We start from the raw sequence: 15,015 nt of genomic DNA, 5'->3' as shown, positions 1-15,015 counted from the left end.
TCACCGACGACGCTGAAGGAACATCATGAGCCTCACCCCCACCCGCGCCGACAAGTTCTCGTTCGGACTGTGGACCATCGGCTACAACGGCACCGACCCGTTCGGCGGCCCCACCCGCCCGCAGCTCGACGTGGTGGAGGCGGTGCACAAGCTCGACGAGCTCGGCGCCTACGGCCTCACCTTCCACGACGACGACCTGTTCGCGTTCGGCTCCACCGACGCCGAGCGCCAGAAGCAGATCGACCGCCTCAAGCAGGCCCTCGCCGACACCGGCATCATCGTGCCGATGGTGACCACCAACCTGTTCAGCGCTCCGGTCTTCAAGGACGGCGGATTCACCTCCAACGACCGTGCCGTCCGCCGCTTCGCCCTCCGCAAGGTTCTCCGCAACATCGACCTCGCCGCCGAGCTCGGCGCCAAGACGTTCGTGATGTGGGGCGGCCGCGAGGGCGCCGAGTACGACGCCGCGAAGGACATCCGCGCCGCGCTCGAGCGCTACCGCGAGGCCGTCAACCTCCTCGGCGACTACGTCACCGACAAGGGCTACGACATCCGCTTCGCCATCGAGCCGAAGCCGAACGAGCCGCGCGGCGACATCCTGCTTCCGACCGTGGGCCACGCGCTCGCGTTCATCAACTCGCTGGAGCGCCCGGAGCTCGTCGGCCTCAACCCCGAGGTCGGCCACGAGCAGATGGCGGGCCTCAACTTCGCCGCCGGCATCGCCCAGGCGCTGTACCACGGCAAGCTGTACCACATCGACCTCAACGGCCAGCGCGGCATCAAGTACGACCAGGACCTCGTCTTCGGTCACGGCGACCTGCAGAACGCCTTCGCCCTCGTCGACCTGCTCGAGAACGGCGGCCCCGACGGCGGCCCGGCCTACGAGGGTCCGCGCCACTTCGACTACAAGCCGTCCCGCACCGAGGACATCACCGGCGTCTGGGACTCGGCCGCAGCGAACATGCGCACCTACCTCCTGCTCAAGGAGCGGGCGCAGGCGTTCCGCGCCGACCCGGAGGTGCAGGAGCAGCTGGAGGCGTCCCGCGTCATCGAGCTGTCCCGCCCGACCCTCGGCGAGGGCGAGTCGTACGACGACCTGCTCGCCGACCGCAGCGCCTACGAGGACTTCGACCCGAGCGCGTACTTCGGCGCGAAGGGCTTCGGGTTCGTCCGCCTGCAGCAGCTCGCCCTCGAGCACCTGCTCGGCGCGCGCTGATCCGCATCCACCCCATCCCGCTCCCACCCTCCGTCGAGTCCGCACTTTTTGCACGTTCTCGCTCCGAAAACGTGCAAAGTTCGCGGACTCGACGGCGGGTGGGATCGCCCGTGAAAGGACACCCGTGACTCTCGTCGCCGGCGTCGACTCCTCGACGCAGAGCTGCAAGGTGGTCGTGCGCGACCTCGAGACCGGCGCGCTGGTGCGGTCCGGCCGCGCCGCGCATCCCGACGGCACCGAGGTGGACCCCGCGGCCTGGTGGAGCGCGCTGCGGGAGGCCATCGCGTCCTCAGGCGGGCTCGATGACGTCGACGCGATCTCCGTCGCCGGGCAGCAGCACGGGATGGTGGTGCTGGATGCGCAGGGCCGGGTCATCCGCGACGCCCTGCTCTGGAACGACACCCGCTCGGCGCAGGCCGCCCGCGACCTGATCGACGAGGTCGGGGCCGAGGAGTACGCGAACCGCGTCGGCGTGGTTCCCGTCGCCTCCTTCACCGCGACCAAGCTGCGCTGGCTGCGGGATGCCGAACCCGAGAACGCCGCGCGGGTCGCCGCGGTCGCGCTCCCCCACGACTGGCTGACCTGGCGCCTCCGCGGCTACGGGCCGGAGGGCGAGAGCGAGCTCGGACCGGACCTCGAGGCGCTGACCACCGACCGCTCCGACGCCAGCGGCACCGCCTACTGGGGCGCGGCCTCCGGCGCATACGATCTCGACCTGTTCGAGCGGGCGCTCGGCCGGCCGGGCCGTGAGGCGGGCTCGTCGGCCGGTGCGGGGAGCGACGCGGTCGTCCTCCCGCGCGTGCTCGGCCCGTCGGAGTCGGCCGGCCGGACGCCGTCCGGTGTGCTCGTCGGACCGGGCGCGGGCGATAACGCCGGTGCGGCCCTCGGACTCGGCGCCGCGGAAGGCGACGTCGTCGTCTCGATCGGCACCTCCGGAACGGTCTTCGCCGTGACCGATGCGCCGATCGCGGACGCGTCGGGCACCGTCGCGGGCTTCGCAGACGCCTCCGGCCTCTCCCTGCCGCTCATCGCGACTCTCAACGCCGCTCGCGTGCTCGGCTCCGTCGCCGGCCTGCTGTCGGTCGACCACGACGGCCTGTCCGCCCTGGCGCTCTCGGCTGAACCCGGATCCGGCGGCGTGGTGCTCGTCCCGTACTTCGAGGGCGAGCGCACCCCCAACCTGCCCGACGCGAAGGCCAGCATCCACGGACTCACCCTCGCCTCGACGACCCCGGCGAACCTCGCGCGTGCCGCCATCGAGGGGATGCTGTGCGGGCTGGCCGACGGCCTCGACGCCGTGCGGGCGGCCGGCGTGCGCGAGCGCCGCATCCTGCTCATCGGCGGAGCGGCGCAGAACCCGGCCGTGGCGCAGGTCGCCGCGCAGGTGTTCGACGCGCCGGTCGAGGTGCCGGCGCCCGGCGAGTACGTCGCGGACGGCGGCGCGGTGCAGGCCGCATGGGCGCTGACCGGCACCCGTCCGTCCTGGACCGTCGAGACGTCCGCCGCGCTCCCCGTCGACACGCGCTCCGTCATCCGCACCCAGTACGCCGCCGCCCGCGCCTGACCCTCCACCGTCGAGTACGCACAAATTGCACGCTCGCGCGGCGATTCGCGTGCAAAGTTTGCGTACTCGACGGTGGGGGCTCAGGTGGTGAGGGCGGAGGCGGCGAGAGCGGCTCGGGCTGCGAGAGCGGACGGCGGCTCGGCGATGTCGAGGGTGAGGTGGCGTTCGTCGCCCGCGGGCGGCTCGAGCGTCGCCAGCTGACTCTGCAGCATGCCCGACTTCATGAAGTGATGCTCGCGCGACGCCAGGCGCGCCTCGAGGAGCTCCGGCGAACCGCTCAGGTGCAGGAACAGCACGTCGTCCCGGCGGAGCACATCGCGGTACCTCCGCGCGAGCGCGGAGCAGGCGACGACGACCGGACGTCCGACGTCGAGCCGCTCCCGCATCCACTCGGCGATGGCGGCGAGCCAGGGCGCGCGGTCGTCATCGGTGAGCGGGACCCCCGCGCTCATCCGCTCGACGTTCGTCGCAGGATGCAGTCCGTCGCCCTCCAGCCGCTCCCAGCCCAGACGCTCGGCGAGGAGCGCCGCGACGGTCGACTTGCCGCATCCGGCGACGCCCATGACGACGACCGCGCGCACCGGCGTCACCCGAGGCCGCCGACGAACAGGCTCAGGACCAGGACACCCGCCAGCCCGACGATCGAGACCAGGCACTCCAGCACGGTCCAGCTCTTCAGCGTCTGCGGGATGCTCAGGCCCAGGTACTCCTTCACCAGCCAGAAGCCGGCGTCGTTGACGTGGGACAGGAACACCGATCCCGCGCCGATCGCCAGCACCATCAGCGACACCATCGGGGTCGACAGGTGCTCGGTGAGCGGGAGCAGGATGCCCGCGGCTGTCACGGTCGCGACCGTCGCCGAGCCCGTGGCGATGCGGATCAGCGCCGCGACAGTCCAGGCGAGGAGGAGCACGAGGATCCCGCTCGCACCGGTCGCCCAGTCCGCGATCACCTGACCGATGCCGGTGTCGACGAGGACCTGCTTGAACCCGCCGCCGGCGCCGACGATGAGGAGGATGCCCGCGATCGGGGGCAGGGAGGCGCCGAGGCTGGTCTGCATGGCCTTGCGGTCCATCCCGCCGCCGACGCCGAGCAGCAGCAGTCCGGCGAGCACGGCGACCGTCAGGGCGATGACCGGCGTGCCAAGGAAGTCGAGCACGACCTTCCACACGGGGGCCGCGTCGGGGGCGGCGATGTCGGCGACGGCCTTGCCGAGCATGAGGACGACGGGCAGCAGGATGCTGATCAGCGCGGCCCCGAACGACGGCCGGCGGCGTGCGGGGCCGTCGCCCTCCTCCGGGACGAACAGGTCGGGGACGCCCACAGGAACCCAGCGCGCGGCCAGCCGGCTGAACAGCGGGCCCGCGACGGCGATCGTCGGAATGGCGACGAGCACACCGAAGGCCAGCGTGAGGCCGAGGTTGGCGCCGAGCGCGCTGATCGCGACCAGGGGTCCGGGGTGCGGCGGCACCAGCCCGTGCATGGCGGAGAGGCCCGCGATGGTCGGCAGGGCGATGCGCATCAGCGGGAGGCCCGACCGGCGGGTCACCAGGATGATCACCGGCATCAGGAGCACGAGGCCGACCTCGAAGAACATCGGCAGGCCGATGATCGCGCCGACGGCGCCCATCGTCCACGGCAGCAGGCGCGCGCTGGTGCGCGAGACGAGGGTGTCGACGATACGGTCGGCGCCGCCGGAATCGGCGAGCAGCTTGCCGTACATCGCACCGAGGCCGATGAGCACGCCGACGCTGCCCATCGTGTTTCCGAAGCCGGTGATGAAGCTGGCGATCGCCGCATCCGCCGCCAGTCCCGCGGCGAGGCCCGCGACGAGCGAGCCGAGCAGGAGCGAGAGGAACGGGTGCAGCTTGAGCCAGGTGATCAGCACGACGATGACCGCGATGCCGGCCAGGGCGGCGAAGATGAGCTGGCCTTCGGGGCCGCTGGGAGTTGGAGCGGGGGCGGGGGCCGCAGTGCGGGCGGCAGCCGCCAGGTGAGCGAGCAGGGTGGGGGTCATGAACGTCCTTGGTCGTGAATCCGGATAGGGCACGAACACTCTAGGAATAAACCTGATTTGTGTCTAATCGAGGTAGATAATGACGGGTTTATGGGCAATGCGTGTCGCTTTGACCCGATCACTTCCGTACGCAGATAATGAAGCGTGACTCAGGCAACGCAGGCCTCCCAGCACGAGCAGGCGATCGCCTCCCTCGGCGCCCGCATCGTCGCGGGCGACATCCCGGTCGGAGCGGTGCTCACGCCCGAAGGGCTCGGGATCTCGCGGACGGTCCTGCGGGAATGCATCCGCGTGCTCGAGTCGCTGGGGCTCGTGCAGGCCAGGCGCCGTCGAGGGACGGTCGTGCTGCCGGAGTCGTCGTGGCAGGCGCTCGATCCGCGCATCCTCAGCTGGCGTCTCGCCGGTCCCGACCGGCTGACCGCGCTCGCGGAGCTCGGCGAGCTGCGGATGGCGATCGAACCGGTCGCCGCGCGGCTGGCGAGCGCCCGGGCGACGCCGGCTCAGTGCGGCGAGCTCACCGCCGCGATCGTCGGGATGTCGGCGACCCAGCGGTCGGCGGACCGCGAGGAGTATCTGGCGCACGATCGCGACTTCCACCGCGTGCTGCTGGAGGCATCCGGCAACCCGGTGTTCTCGGCGCTCAGCGACGCCGTCGCGGAGGCGCTGAACGGGCGGACCGTGCACGCGCTGATGCCCGATACGGCGAATCCGGAGGCAATCCGGCTGCACGAGGAGGTCGCCGCGGCGGTCCGTCGGGGCGACGCCGCAGCCGCCGAGGCCGCGATGCGCGCGATCGTGGAAGAGGCGAGCGCGGCCCTCACCCGCTGACGCGCCCTATCCCTCCGCTCCGCCGCCTCCCGCCCACCGTCGAGTACGCACAAATTGCACGCCCACACGGCGATTCGTGTGCAAAGTTTGCGGACTCGACGGTGGGCGGAAGGGCGAGAGGGGGGAGGGGGCGAGGGTCAGGGGCGGAAGCGGCGGGCCAGGGCGGCGCCGGCGGCTCGCGCCCAGCGCACGGGGTCGGCGATCGCGGCGGCGGACGAGCCGGCGAGGTCGGCCAGGGCGACGGCGTCGGCGAAGCCGGCGGTGGGCGCCTGGATGCTGCCGGCGGCCAGCAGGACGCGCGCGCCCGCGTCGCGCGCCAGCCCGGCGACGTACGTCGGCACCTTGCCCGACGCCGACTGACTGTCGAAGCGCCCCTCCCCCGTGATGACCGCATCCGCCGCCGCGATCGTCGACGGCAGCCCCAGCGCCTCACCGACCGCGGCCGCGCCCGGCGCCATCCGCGCGCCCCAGACCAGGAGGCCGAAGCCGGTTCCACCCGCGGCTCCGGCGCCGGGCTCGTCCGGGTCGGTCGCAGCGCCGGCCGCCCGCAGCGTCCCGGCGAGGCGGCGCAGTCCCGCCTCCAGCACCGGCACATCCTGCTCGTCGGCGCCCTTCTGCGGCCCGAACACGGCGGCGGCGCCGAGCCGCCCGAGCAGGGGACTCGTGACATCGCTGAGGATGCGCGCGCCACCGACCGGGAGCGCCGCGAGGCCCGAGAGGTCGGCTCGCGCGAGCGACGCCAGGCCCCGGTTGCCGCGCGGGATGTCGCGCCCGGCCGCATCCACGAACCGCGCGCCGAGCGCCGCGAGCGCTCCCGCCCCTCCGTCCGTCGACGCGCTGCCCCCGATCGCCAGGAGCAATGAGCGGGCCCCCGCGTGCAGGGCATCCGCGATCGCCTGCCCGAACCCCATCGTGTGCGCGGCGAACGGCGCCAGCCGCGGCACCCTCCCCAGCCCACTCGTCTCGGCGAGCTCGACGACCGCCGTGCCGCCCGGAAGCATCAGCCACGAGGCGTCGACCTCCGTGTCGTCGGGGCCGACGACACGCACGGGATGCCGGACGGCGCCGGGCACCGCCGCCTCGAACGCGTCCAGGGTCCCCTCGCCGCCGTCCGCCATGGGCGCGAGCACGACGCGGTCACCCGGGCGCTCGGAGGCCCAGCCCTCCGCGAGAGCAGCTGCGACCTCGGCGGCGGACGCCGAGCCCTTGAAGGAGTCCGGCGCGACGACGATGACGCTCATGCCCCCACCTTCGCATGGATGCGGTGGCCGCGCCCCGACACCGGCTCGCGGATCACGCCCGCTCGGCCGACCGCAGTCCGACCGCGCGATCGAACGCGTCCACGGTGCGCGCGACGACAGCTGCGGGGTCCGCCGCCCAGATCGCCTCGTTGAAGATCTCGACCTCGACATCGCCGGTGTAGCCCGCCTCGGCGACCGCCGCGCTGATGGGCGCGAAGTCGATGTGGCCGTCGCCCATCATCCCGCGCGCCAGGAGCACGTCGGCGGGGAGCGGCGTCACCCAGTCGCACACCTGGTAGCTGGCGATGCGACCGTCACGACCGGCGCGGGCGATCTGGGCGAACAGGTCGGGGTCCCACCACAGGTGGAAGGTGTCGACGACGACACCGACGGACTCGGCCGGGAAGGGTTCCGCGATGTCGAGCGCCTGCCCGAGCGTCGACACCACTGCGCGGTCGGCCGCGTACATCGGGTGCAGCGCCTCGATGGCGAGGGTGACTCCGGCGGCGCGGGCCTCCGGTTCCAGCTCCGCGATCGCGTCCGCGACCCGGGCACGGGAGCCGGCGAGGTCGCGCGACCCGTCGGGCAGCCCGCCGGCGACCAGGACCAGGACGGCCGCCGAGCCGGGGGCGCCGGCCGCGGCGAGCGCCGCCGTCTCCTCGATGGCGCGCCGGTTCTCGTCCAGGGCCGCGCGCCGCTTGGCGCCCTCCGGCGCGGTGAAGAAGCCGCCACGGCACAGGCTCGAAACGCGCAGACCGGAGTCGGCGAGCATCCGCGCCGCCGCATCCAGCCCGACCTCGGCCACGGGTTCGCGCCAGAGGCCGATCGCCTCGACTCCGGCCGAGCCGACGACGCGCAGCGCCTCGGCGAGGTTCGCGTACTTGATGGTCGCCTGGTTGATCGACAGGCGCGGATCGGCCGTCATGCGTCGACCCCGTTCAGCCGGAGCAGCGACGTCCAGCGCTCGGCGGCGAGGTCCGGTCGCTCCAGCGCACCGCACTCCCCCGCGAGCCGGACGATCTCCGACAGGTGGGCCAGGCTGCGCGCGGAGTGCAGTCCACCGACCATGGAGAACGACTGCTGGTGCCCGTTCAGCCAGGAGAGGAAGGCGACGCCGGTCTTGTAGTAGAAGGTCGGCGCCGCGAAAACCTGACGCGAGAGCTGCTGCGTCGGCTCGAGGACGCTCCGGTACTGTGCGGAGTCGCCGCGGTCGAGCGCCTGGATCGCCGCGGATGCCGCCGGCGCGAGCGCCGCGAACGCGCCGAGGAGGGCGTCCGAGTGGCCGGAATCGTCGTCCTCGATCAGTTCGACATAGTTGAAGTCGTCGCCGGTGAACATGCGCACGCCCTCGGGCAGGCGCGCCCGCAGCGAGCGCTCCGCCGCAGCATCCAGCAGGCTCATCTTGATCCCGGAGACCCGGCCGTCGGCGGCCTCGATGATCCGAAGCACCGTCTCGCCGGCCGTCGCGACATCGGCGGAGCCGAAGTACCCGTCGAGCGCGGGGTCGAACGCCGGGCCGAGCCAGTGCAGCACGACCGGGGTGGAGGCCGCGGCGAGCACCTCGCCGTAGACGCGCTCGTAGTCGGCCGGCGACTCCGCCGCGCGGGCCAGGTGCCGGCTGGCCATGAGGACGACCCCCGCACCGGCGTCCTCGGTGAAGTGCAGCTGTGTCTTGTACGCGTCGATGACGGCATCCAGCGGGATGACCGGCTCGTCGACGTGGTCCGTGTTGACGCCGGCGACGACCGAGCCGCCCACCTCCCGGGCGTCGGCGGCGCTCCGCGAGATCAGCTCACGCGTCGCTGCCGCGTCCAGACCCATGTTGCGCTGGGCCGTGTCCATCGCGTCGGCGACACCGAGCCCCCAGGAGTACACGTGCCGGCGGAACGCGAGCGTCGACTCCCAGTCGATGTCGGCGGGGGCGCCTGGCACGTTCTCCGCCCAGGGCTTCGGGATGACGTGGGCCGCCGCGAAGGCGACCCGCGACCGCAGCGGGGCGGCCGGGCGCGTGAACGCCGGAGCGGAGCCGAGATCGGCGGACGAGGTGGCGCCGTCGGCACCGATCAGGGTGACGGCGGTCGCGGTGGAAAGCGCGGCGGTCGTCATCGTGCCGCCGCCTCCAGGTCCGCCGCCTCCAGATCAGCGGCGCCCGCGGTCGGCGCCGGCGTGGTGTCGAGCGTCACCTCGGGCAGCTCGATCCGCCGCCCCTCCCGCGACGAGCGCAGCCCGAGCTCGGCCAGCTGGACGCCTCGGGCACCCGCGAGGAAGTCGAACCGGTTGGGGCCGTCCTCGAGCACGTGCCGCAGGAACTCCTCCCACTGCGTCTTGAACCCGTTCTCGAACACCTCGTTGGCCGGCGACTCGATCCAGTCGGCCGCGTAGTCGTGCGCGTCGGCGAGGTCCGGGTTCCACACCGGCTTCGGCGTCGCGTTGCGTGGCTGGATCTTGCAGCCGAACAGACCGACGACCGCGCTCCCGAGCGTGCCGTCGACCTGGAACTCGACCAGCTCGTCACGGTTGACGCGGGTGGTCCAGCTGGAGTTGAGCTGCGCGGTGATGCCGCCCGCCAGCTGGAAGATCGCGTAGGCCGCGTCGTCTGCGGTGGCCGCGTACGCCTCCCCCCGCTCGTCGACGCGCTGCGGGATCTCGGTGACCGCCTGCGCGTACACCGACTCCACACGGCCGAAGAGGTTGTCGAGCACGTAGCTCCAGTGCGGGAACATGTCGACGACGATGCCGCCGCCGTCCTCCGCGCGGTAGTTCCAGCTCGGCCGCTGCGCCGCCTGCCAGTCGCCCTCGAACACCCAGTACCCGAACTCGCCGCGGACCGACAGGATGCGGCCGAAGAAGCCGGAGTCGATCAGCCGCTTGAGCTTGCGCATGCCGGGCAGGTAGAGCTTGTCGTGGACGACGCCGTTCTTGATGCCCGCGTCGTCGGCGAGGCGCGCGAGCTCCAGCGCCTCCTCGAAGCTCTCGGCCGTCGGCTTCTCGGTGTAGATCGCCTTGCCCGCGGCGATGGCCTTGCGGATGGCGGCCGAGCGCGCCTTCGTGACGAGGAAGTCGGCGTAGATCTGCCAGCGGTCGTCGGCGAGGGCCGCGTCGAGGTCGGTCGTGTAGTCGGCGATGTCGTGGCGCTTCGCGAGCTCGGCCAGCTTCTCCTCGTTGCGTCCGACCAGCAGGGGCACCACCTGCACGCGGCGGCCGTCGGACAGCTCGACGCCGCCCTGGTCGCGGATGGCGAGGATCGAGCGGACCAGGTGCTGGCGGTACCCCATGCGCCCGGAGACGCCGTTCATGATGATGCCGATCGACGACACGTGTACTCCTTCGTATGTGCTGCACTCTGTTGGAAAGCGCTTACCGAGCCTAACGCCCGCCGCCCCGCCCGGTCAAGCCGCCCGCCCCCGCGCCGATTTGGCGCAAATCGCGGTTATCAGTGAGCGATTCCCGCGATTTGCGCCAAATCGCGAAGGGGCGGGGTCAGGCGGCTCGACGCGCCGCGGGCATCGAGGCGGACACCGGGTCGTCCCGCGTGAAGTCGATGGCGTGCGCCTGCTTGCCGAAGGCGGTCAGCAGGATGACGGCGATCGCCGCGATGCCGACCGTCGACGCCATCGCCCAGCCGTAGCCGAGCTGCGGAGCGAGCGCCTGCTGGATGGGCAGGTTGAACGCCGCGATCACGTTGCCCAGCTGGTAGGTCACGCCCGGGTAGAACCCGCGGATCGCGTTCGGCGACATCTCGTTCAGGTGCGCCGGGATGGCACCCCAGGCCCCCTGCGTCGTGAACTGGATGAGCGCGGAGCCGAGGCACAGCAGCCCTGCCGTCTGCGAGAACGCGAAGATCGGGATGATCGGGATGGTCAGAGCCGCCCCGAGGATGATCGTCGCCTTCCGGCCCCAGCGGTCCGACAGAGAGCCGAGCACGACGCAGCCGACGATCGCGCCGATGTTGTAGACGACGGCGATCCAGCCGGCCGTCGCCGCATCCAGTCCGGCTCCCCCGTTCTCGGTCGACTTCAGGAACGTCGGGTAGATGTCCTGCGTGCCGTGGCTCATCCAGTTGAACGCAGCCATCAGCAGCACCAGGTACACGAACCGGCGCAGCACCTTGCCGTCGAAGAACACGCGGCGGATGGACGTGTCGGCCTTCCGCATCTTCTCGCGGGTGTTCTCCCACACCTCCGACTCCTTGACGCGGGAGCGGATGATGAGCGTGATCAGCGCGGGCAGGATGCTCAGCGCGAACATCCACCGCCAGTTCAGTCCGAGGACCGAGTGCACCAGCAGGAAGGCGAGCGACGCCAGCAGGTAGCCGGCGGAGTAGCCGGCCTGCAGGATGCCGGAGTAGAAGCCGCGACGGGTGCGCGGCACCTTCTCCATCGTGAGCGCGGCGCCGAGGCCCCACTCCCCGCCCATCCCGATGCCGTAGAGCAGCCGCAGGATGAAGAGCACGGTGAAGTTGGGAGCGAAGGCGCAGAGGAATCCCACCACCGAGTAGAAGCACACGTCGACCATGAGCGGGATGCGCCGGCCGATCCGGTCGGCCCATAGACCGAACAGGTACGCACCGACGGGGCGCATGATCAGCGTGATGGTCGTGAGGTACGCCATCTGTTCGAGCGGGACGTGGAACTCGGCCCCGATCTCGGCGTAGACGAGCACGATGATGAAGTAATCGAAGGCGTCCATCATCCAGCCGAGGAGCGACGCGATGAACGCGTTGCGCTGGTCGGGGTTCAGGCGAGTGGAGGCGATAGCAGTGTCGGACACAGGTTCCCTTCCGATCGACGGTGATCGGCACGCGCGCGAGAAAGCGCTTACCATCGCGTTACGATAGACCCCGTTTCGCGGGTGTCAACCCGAACCGACGGAGGTTGTGATGCGAGCACTGATCCTGAGCGGCGCCGGACGGTACGCCGATCCCTGGCACCCGTTCGCCGAGACGTCGGAGAGACTCGCGGGCATCCTTCGCGACGAGGGGCTCGAGGTCGAGATCTCCGAAGAGGTGGATGCGCGCATGGCCGCGCTGACCACCGACGCGCCCGACCTGCTGGTGCTCAACATCGGCGACCCGGCGCTCACCGGCACCCCGGACCCGGAGGCCGAACGCCGCGGCCGGGACGGCCTGCTCGCGTATCTCGCCTCCGGGCGGCCGCTGTTCGCATCGCACGTGACGTCGACCTCGCTGCGCGGCATCCCCGAGTGGGAGAGCATCCTCGGCGGCGTCTGGGTGCGCGGCACGACGTTCCACCCCGACTACGGGCCGGCCCGCATCCATGTTCACGCCGATCGCAGCCCCATCGTGGCGGGGCTCGACGACTTCTCGGTGACGGACGAGCGGTACACCGACCTGCGCGTGCAGCCGGACGTGCTGGCGCTCGCCTCGCACGAGCACGACGGCGCCGAGCAGCCGCTGATGTGGGAGCGCGAGTACGGCCCGGCGACGATCTTCTACGATGCGCTCGGCCATGACGCCGCTTCCTACGACGCCGAGACCCACCGCGAGATCCTCCGCCGGGCGGTGCGTCGCCTCGTCTCCTGAGCCGCTTCCGGGCTCTCCGAAATTCGTGCTTGACGTGGCGACCCGGGATGCGCATTATTGGGAATGCGCATTCTGGGAATGCGCAATCCGGACCACCGCCCCACCCGAGGAGTCGACGATGACCGCAGCGAGCACGCCCGTCGCCGCCTTCGCCATGCGACCGGATCTGCCGGCTCTGCTGTTCTCGTCCGACGACCTCGCCGCCCTCCGGTCGATCGTCGTGCTGGACGCCACCGTCACCATCACCGACTTCGCCACCGCGCTCGCCGGGCTGCTCGACAGCGTGGAGATCCTCGTCACCGGATGGGGCGCCCCGCACATCGGGCCGGCGGAGCTCGACCGCATGCCCCGGCTGCGGGCCATCGTCCACGCCGCCGGCACGGTCAAGGGCCACATCGACGACGCCGCGTGGGATCGCGGAGTGCTCGTCACCAGCGCGGCCAACGCCAACGCCTATCCCGTCGCCGAGTACACGCTCGCCATGATCCTGCTGGCCGGGAAGGGCGTGCCGGACTACATCCGCGGATACGCGACCGACCCGGCCCTCTACGAGCGCGAGGCCGACCCGGCGATCGGCAACTTCCGCCGGACGGTCGGCATCATCGGCGCCTCCCGCGTCGGCCGCCGGGTGATCGAGCTGCTCGAGCCGTTCGACATCGACGTGCTGCTGTACGACCCGCAAGTGCGCCAGGGCGACCCCGTCCTCGAGCGAGCACGCGCTGTGCCCCTCGACGACCTCTTCGCCGGATCGAGCATCGTCAGCGTGCACGCGCCGCTGCTGCCCGAGACGGTCGGGATGGTCGGGGCCGCGCAGCTCGCCCTGCTGCCCGACGGCGCCACCCTGATCAACACCGCCCGCGCCCCGATCGTCGACCAGGAGGCGCTCACCGCCGCGGTCCGCGACCGCGGCCTGCGCGCCGTCCTCGACGTGACCGAGCCCGAACCCCTCCCCGCGGAGCACCCGCTGCGGTCTCTGCCGGGAGTGGTGCTCACACCCCACGTCGCGGGTGCGCTCGGCACCGAGGTCCGTCGCCTGGGAGAGTGCGCCCGCCACGAGATCGAACGATTCGTCGCCGGGGAGCCGGCCGAACATCCCGTCACGAAGGAAGCTCTGATCGCCGTTGCCTGAGACTGTCACCGTACCCACCACCCCTTCGATCCAGGAGGCATCCCCCATGCGCGAGCTCCGCGACTACGACGTCCAGGTGTTCATCGACGGCCGGTTCGAGCGACCGGAGGCCGGCGACGGCATCCCCGTGCTCGACAAAGCGGCCGGCGTGCCGTTCGGCAGCTACGGCAACGCCTCCCCCGCACAGGTCGACCGCGCGGTGGCCGCGGCCCGCCACGCGCAGCCCGCCTGGGCGCAGGTGGATGCCAACACGCGTTCCGCGATCATCCGCCGGTTCGCCGCGGAGCTCGAGAACCGGCGCGACGAGCTCCTGACCCTGCTCATCCGCGAGACCGGCGGAACGCTCGAGAAGGCGGAGGAGGAGCTCGGGCAGGCGATCACGCAGCTCGAGAACTCCGCGACCCAGCTCACCGAGAACGCGGGGAGCATCCTCCCTCCGTACAAGTCGGGAAAGCTCTCGCTCTCGCGCGCCGTCCCCCTCGGCGTCATCGGCCTGATCGTCCCCTGGAACTACCCGATGAGCCTCGCCATGCGTGCGCTCGCCCCCGGGCTCGCCTACGGGAACGCCGTCGTGCTCAAGCCCGCCGAGCTGACTCCGATCGCCGGAGGCCAGATCCTCGCGGAGGCCGCGCTCGCGGCCGGCGTCCCGGCCGGCGTGTTCGCGGTCGTCCCGGGCGACGGGCCGACCACGGGCCGCACGCTCAGCGAGCACCCGGACCTCGACCTCATCCACTTCACCGGATCGTTCGAGGTCGGCCACCAGATCGCCAACTTCGCGGCGCGATCCTTCCGGCCCGTCGCCACCGAGCTCGGCGGCGACAACGCCTTCGTCGTGCTCGACGACGCCGACATCGACCAGGCCGCCAGCTGCGCCGTGTGGTCGTCGCTCTGGTACCAGGGTCAGACCTGCATCACCGCCGGGCGCCACATCGTCCACCGGGATGTCGCGGCGGCATACACCGACGCCGTCGTCGAGCGCGTGCGCGCCCTCCGCGTGGGCGACCCGCTGCGCGACGACGTCGACCTCGGGCCGATCATCAGCGAGACCCAGCTGCGCCGCTTCGCCGATGGCCTTGTCCGGCCGTCCATCGCGGCCGGCGCCACCGTGGCCGTCGGCGGCGATCACGACGGCCTCTTCTACCAGCCCACCGTCCTCACCGGCGTCACCCCCGACATGCCGGTGTTCACGGAGGAGATCTTCGGCCCGGTGATGCCGATCACCGTCGTCGACAGTGAGGCGGAGGCACTCGCCCTCGTCAACAGGCACCGCACGCTCATGAACTCCGTCTTCACCGGCGACCCGATGCGCGGACTCGCGTTCGCAGAACAGGTGAAGAGCAACGAGGTCCATGTCAACGACGGGTACGCCCGCCACGGCGGCGAGGGACAGCTCGCCGGCTTCACCCATCGGCAGTGGATCGGCATCCAGACCACCCCCGTGCGCTACCCCGCATGGGCCGAGGGCTGAACCCACCCGA

At 71.7% G+C, this 15,015-nt stretch carries 13 protein-coding genes; 6 read left to right on the top strand and 7 right to left on the bottom strand.

Going from position 1 to position 15,015, the window contains the following annotated elements; translation table 11 throughout:
- Window positions 1–25 precede the first annotated feature (25 nt).
- Window positions 26–1,216 (top strand): xylose isomerase, encoded by a 1,191-nt coding sequence (xylA, locus tag ABIC47_RS08320; protein WP_018189877.1) that lies wholly within the window; start codon window positions 26–28, stop codon window positions 1,214–1,216.
- Between the two features lie 124 nt (window positions 1,217–1,340).
- Entirely contained in the window at window positions 1,341–2,780 is a 1,440-nt protein-coding gene (gene xylB / locus ABIC47_RS08315; protein ID WP_354479297.1) for a xylulokinase, read from the top strand.
- 80 nt (window positions 2,781–2,860) lie between these two features.
- On the opposite strand, the gene ABIC47_RS08310 is transcribed toward xylB, so the two are convergent.
- Window positions 2,861–3,370 (bottom strand): gluconokinase, encoded by a 510-nt coding sequence (locus ABIC47_RS08310; protein WP_354479295.1) that lies wholly within the window; start codon window positions 3,368–3,370, stop codon window positions 2,861–2,863.
- Window positions 3,367–4,797, bottom strand: coding sequence for a GntP family permease (locus ABIC47_RS08305; protein ID WP_354479292.1), 1,431 nt, complete (start codon window positions 4,795–4,797; stop codon window positions 3,367–3,369). The genes ABIC47_RS08310 and ABIC47_RS08305 overlap by 4 nt, the downstream gene beginning before the upstream one ends.
- A 144-nt stretch (window positions 4,798–4,941) precedes the next feature.
- Between ABIC47_RS08305 and ABIC47_RS08300 the strand changes: the two genes are divergently transcribed.
- Window positions 4,942–5,625: a FadR/GntR family transcriptional regulator gene (locus ABIC47_RS08300; protein WP_020075555.1), complete on the top strand. Its 684-nt coding sequence runs from the start codon at window positions 4,942–4,944 to the stop codon at window positions 5,623–5,625.
- Between the two features lie 137 nt (window positions 5,626–5,762).
- Here the strand turns inward: ABIC47_RS08300 and ABIC47_RS08295 are convergent, their stop codons facing one another.
- The 5 genes from ABIC47_RS08295 to ABIC47_RS08275 form a co-directional block, all read right to left on the bottom strand.
- Window positions 5,763–6,866 (bottom strand): glycerate kinase, encoded by a 1,104-nt coding sequence (locus ABIC47_RS08295; protein ID WP_354479288.1) that lies wholly within the window; start codon window positions 6,864–6,866, stop codon window positions 5,763–5,765.
- Window positions 6,867–6,918: 52 nt separating this feature from the next.
- Window positions 6,919–7,791 carry a sugar phosphate isomerase/epimerase family protein gene (locus tag ABIC47_RS08290; protein ID WP_354479285.1) on the bottom strand — a complete coding sequence of 291 codons (873 nt, stop codon included), beginning with the start codon at window positions 7,789–7,791 and terminating at the stop codon, window positions 6,919–6,921.
- Window positions 7,788–8,972: a dihydrodipicolinate synthase family protein gene (locus tag ABIC47_RS08285; RefSeq protein ID WP_354479282.1), complete on the bottom strand. Its 1,185-nt coding sequence runs from the start codon at window positions 8,970–8,972 to the stop codon at window positions 7,788–7,790. The genes ABIC47_RS08290 and ABIC47_RS08285 overlap by 4 nt, the downstream gene beginning before the upstream one ends.
- Window positions 8,969–10,183 (bottom strand): Gfo/Idh/MocA family protein, encoded by a 1,215-nt coding sequence (locus ABIC47_RS08280; protein ID WP_354479279.1) that lies wholly within the window; start codon window positions 10,181–10,183, stop codon window positions 8,969–8,971. Before ABIC47_RS08280 ends, ABIC47_RS08285 begins: the two co-directional genes overlap by 4 nt.
- Window positions 10,184–10,346: 163 nt before the next feature.
- Window positions 10,347–11,636 carry an MFS transporter gene (locus tag ABIC47_RS08275; protein ID WP_018189868.1) on the bottom strand — a complete coding sequence of 430 codons (1,290 nt, stop codon included), beginning with the start codon at window positions 11,634–11,636 and terminating at the stop codon, window positions 10,347–10,349.
- A gap of 109 nt (window positions 11,637–11,745) precedes the next feature.
- Between ABIC47_RS08275 and ABIC47_RS08270 the strand changes: the two genes are divergently transcribed.
- From ABIC47_RS08270 to ABIC47_RS08260, 3 genes are all read left to right on the top strand, one after another.
- Window positions 11,746–12,408 (top strand): ThuA domain-containing protein, encoded by a 663-nt coding sequence (locus ABIC47_RS08270; RefSeq protein ID WP_354479276.1) that lies wholly within the window; start codon window positions 11,746–11,748, stop codon window positions 12,406–12,408.
- Between the two features lie 118 nt (window positions 12,409–12,526).
- Entirely contained in the window at window positions 12,527–13,537 is a 1,011-nt protein-coding gene (locus ABIC47_RS08265; RefSeq protein WP_354479273.1) for a hydroxyacid dehydrogenase, read from the top strand.
- Between the two features lie 46 nt (window positions 13,538–13,583).
- Complete coding sequence (locus ABIC47_RS08260; protein WP_354479270.1) at window positions 13,584–15,005, top strand: aldehyde dehydrogenase family protein; 1,422 nt, start codon at window positions 13,584–13,586, stop codon at window positions 15,003–15,005.
- Window positions 15,006–15,015 lie beyond the last annotated feature (10 nt).

Origin of the sequence: Leifsonia sp. 563, from assembly GCF_040545055.1 — a bacterium.
Classification (GTDB): domain Bacteria; phylum Actinomycetota; class Actinomycetes; order Actinomycetales; family Microbacteriaceae; genus Leifsonia.
Note: the sequence above shows the minus strand (reverse complement) of the source record. Positions and strands in the feature narration are given on the sequence as shown.

Coding starts and splice junctions, on each gene's coding strand:
- xylA (WP_018189877.1), top strand. CDS start 26: ATGAGCCTCACCCCCACCCGCGCCGACAAGTTCTCGTTCGGACTGTGG.
- ABIC47_RS08305 (WP_354479292.1), bottom strand. CDS start 4,797: ATGACCCCCACCCTGCTCGCTCACCTGGCGGCTGCCGCCCGCACTGCG.
- ABIC47_RS08295 (WP_354479288.1), bottom strand. CDS start 6,866: ATGAGCGTCATCGTCGTCGCGCCGGACTCCTTCAAGGGCTCGGCGTCC.
- ABIC47_RS08290 (WP_354479285.1), bottom strand. CDS start 7,791: ATGACGGCCGATCCGCGCCTGTCGATCAACCAGGCGACCATCAAGTAC.
- ABIC47_RS08285 (WP_354479282.1), bottom strand. CDS start 8,972: ATGACGACCGCCGCGCTTTCCACCGCGACCGCCGTCACCCTGATCGGT.
- ABIC47_RS08270 (WP_354479276.1), top strand. CDS start 11,746: ATGCGAGCACTGATCCTGAGCGGCGCCGGACGGTACGCCGATCCCTGG.
- ABIC47_RS08265 (WP_354479273.1), top strand. CDS start 12,527: ATGACCGCAGCGAGCACGCCCGTCGCCGCCTTCGCCATGCGACCGGAT.
- ABIC47_RS08260 (WP_354479270.1), top strand. CDS start 13,584: ATGCGCGAGCTCCGCGACTACGACGTCCAGGTGTTCATCGACGGCCGG.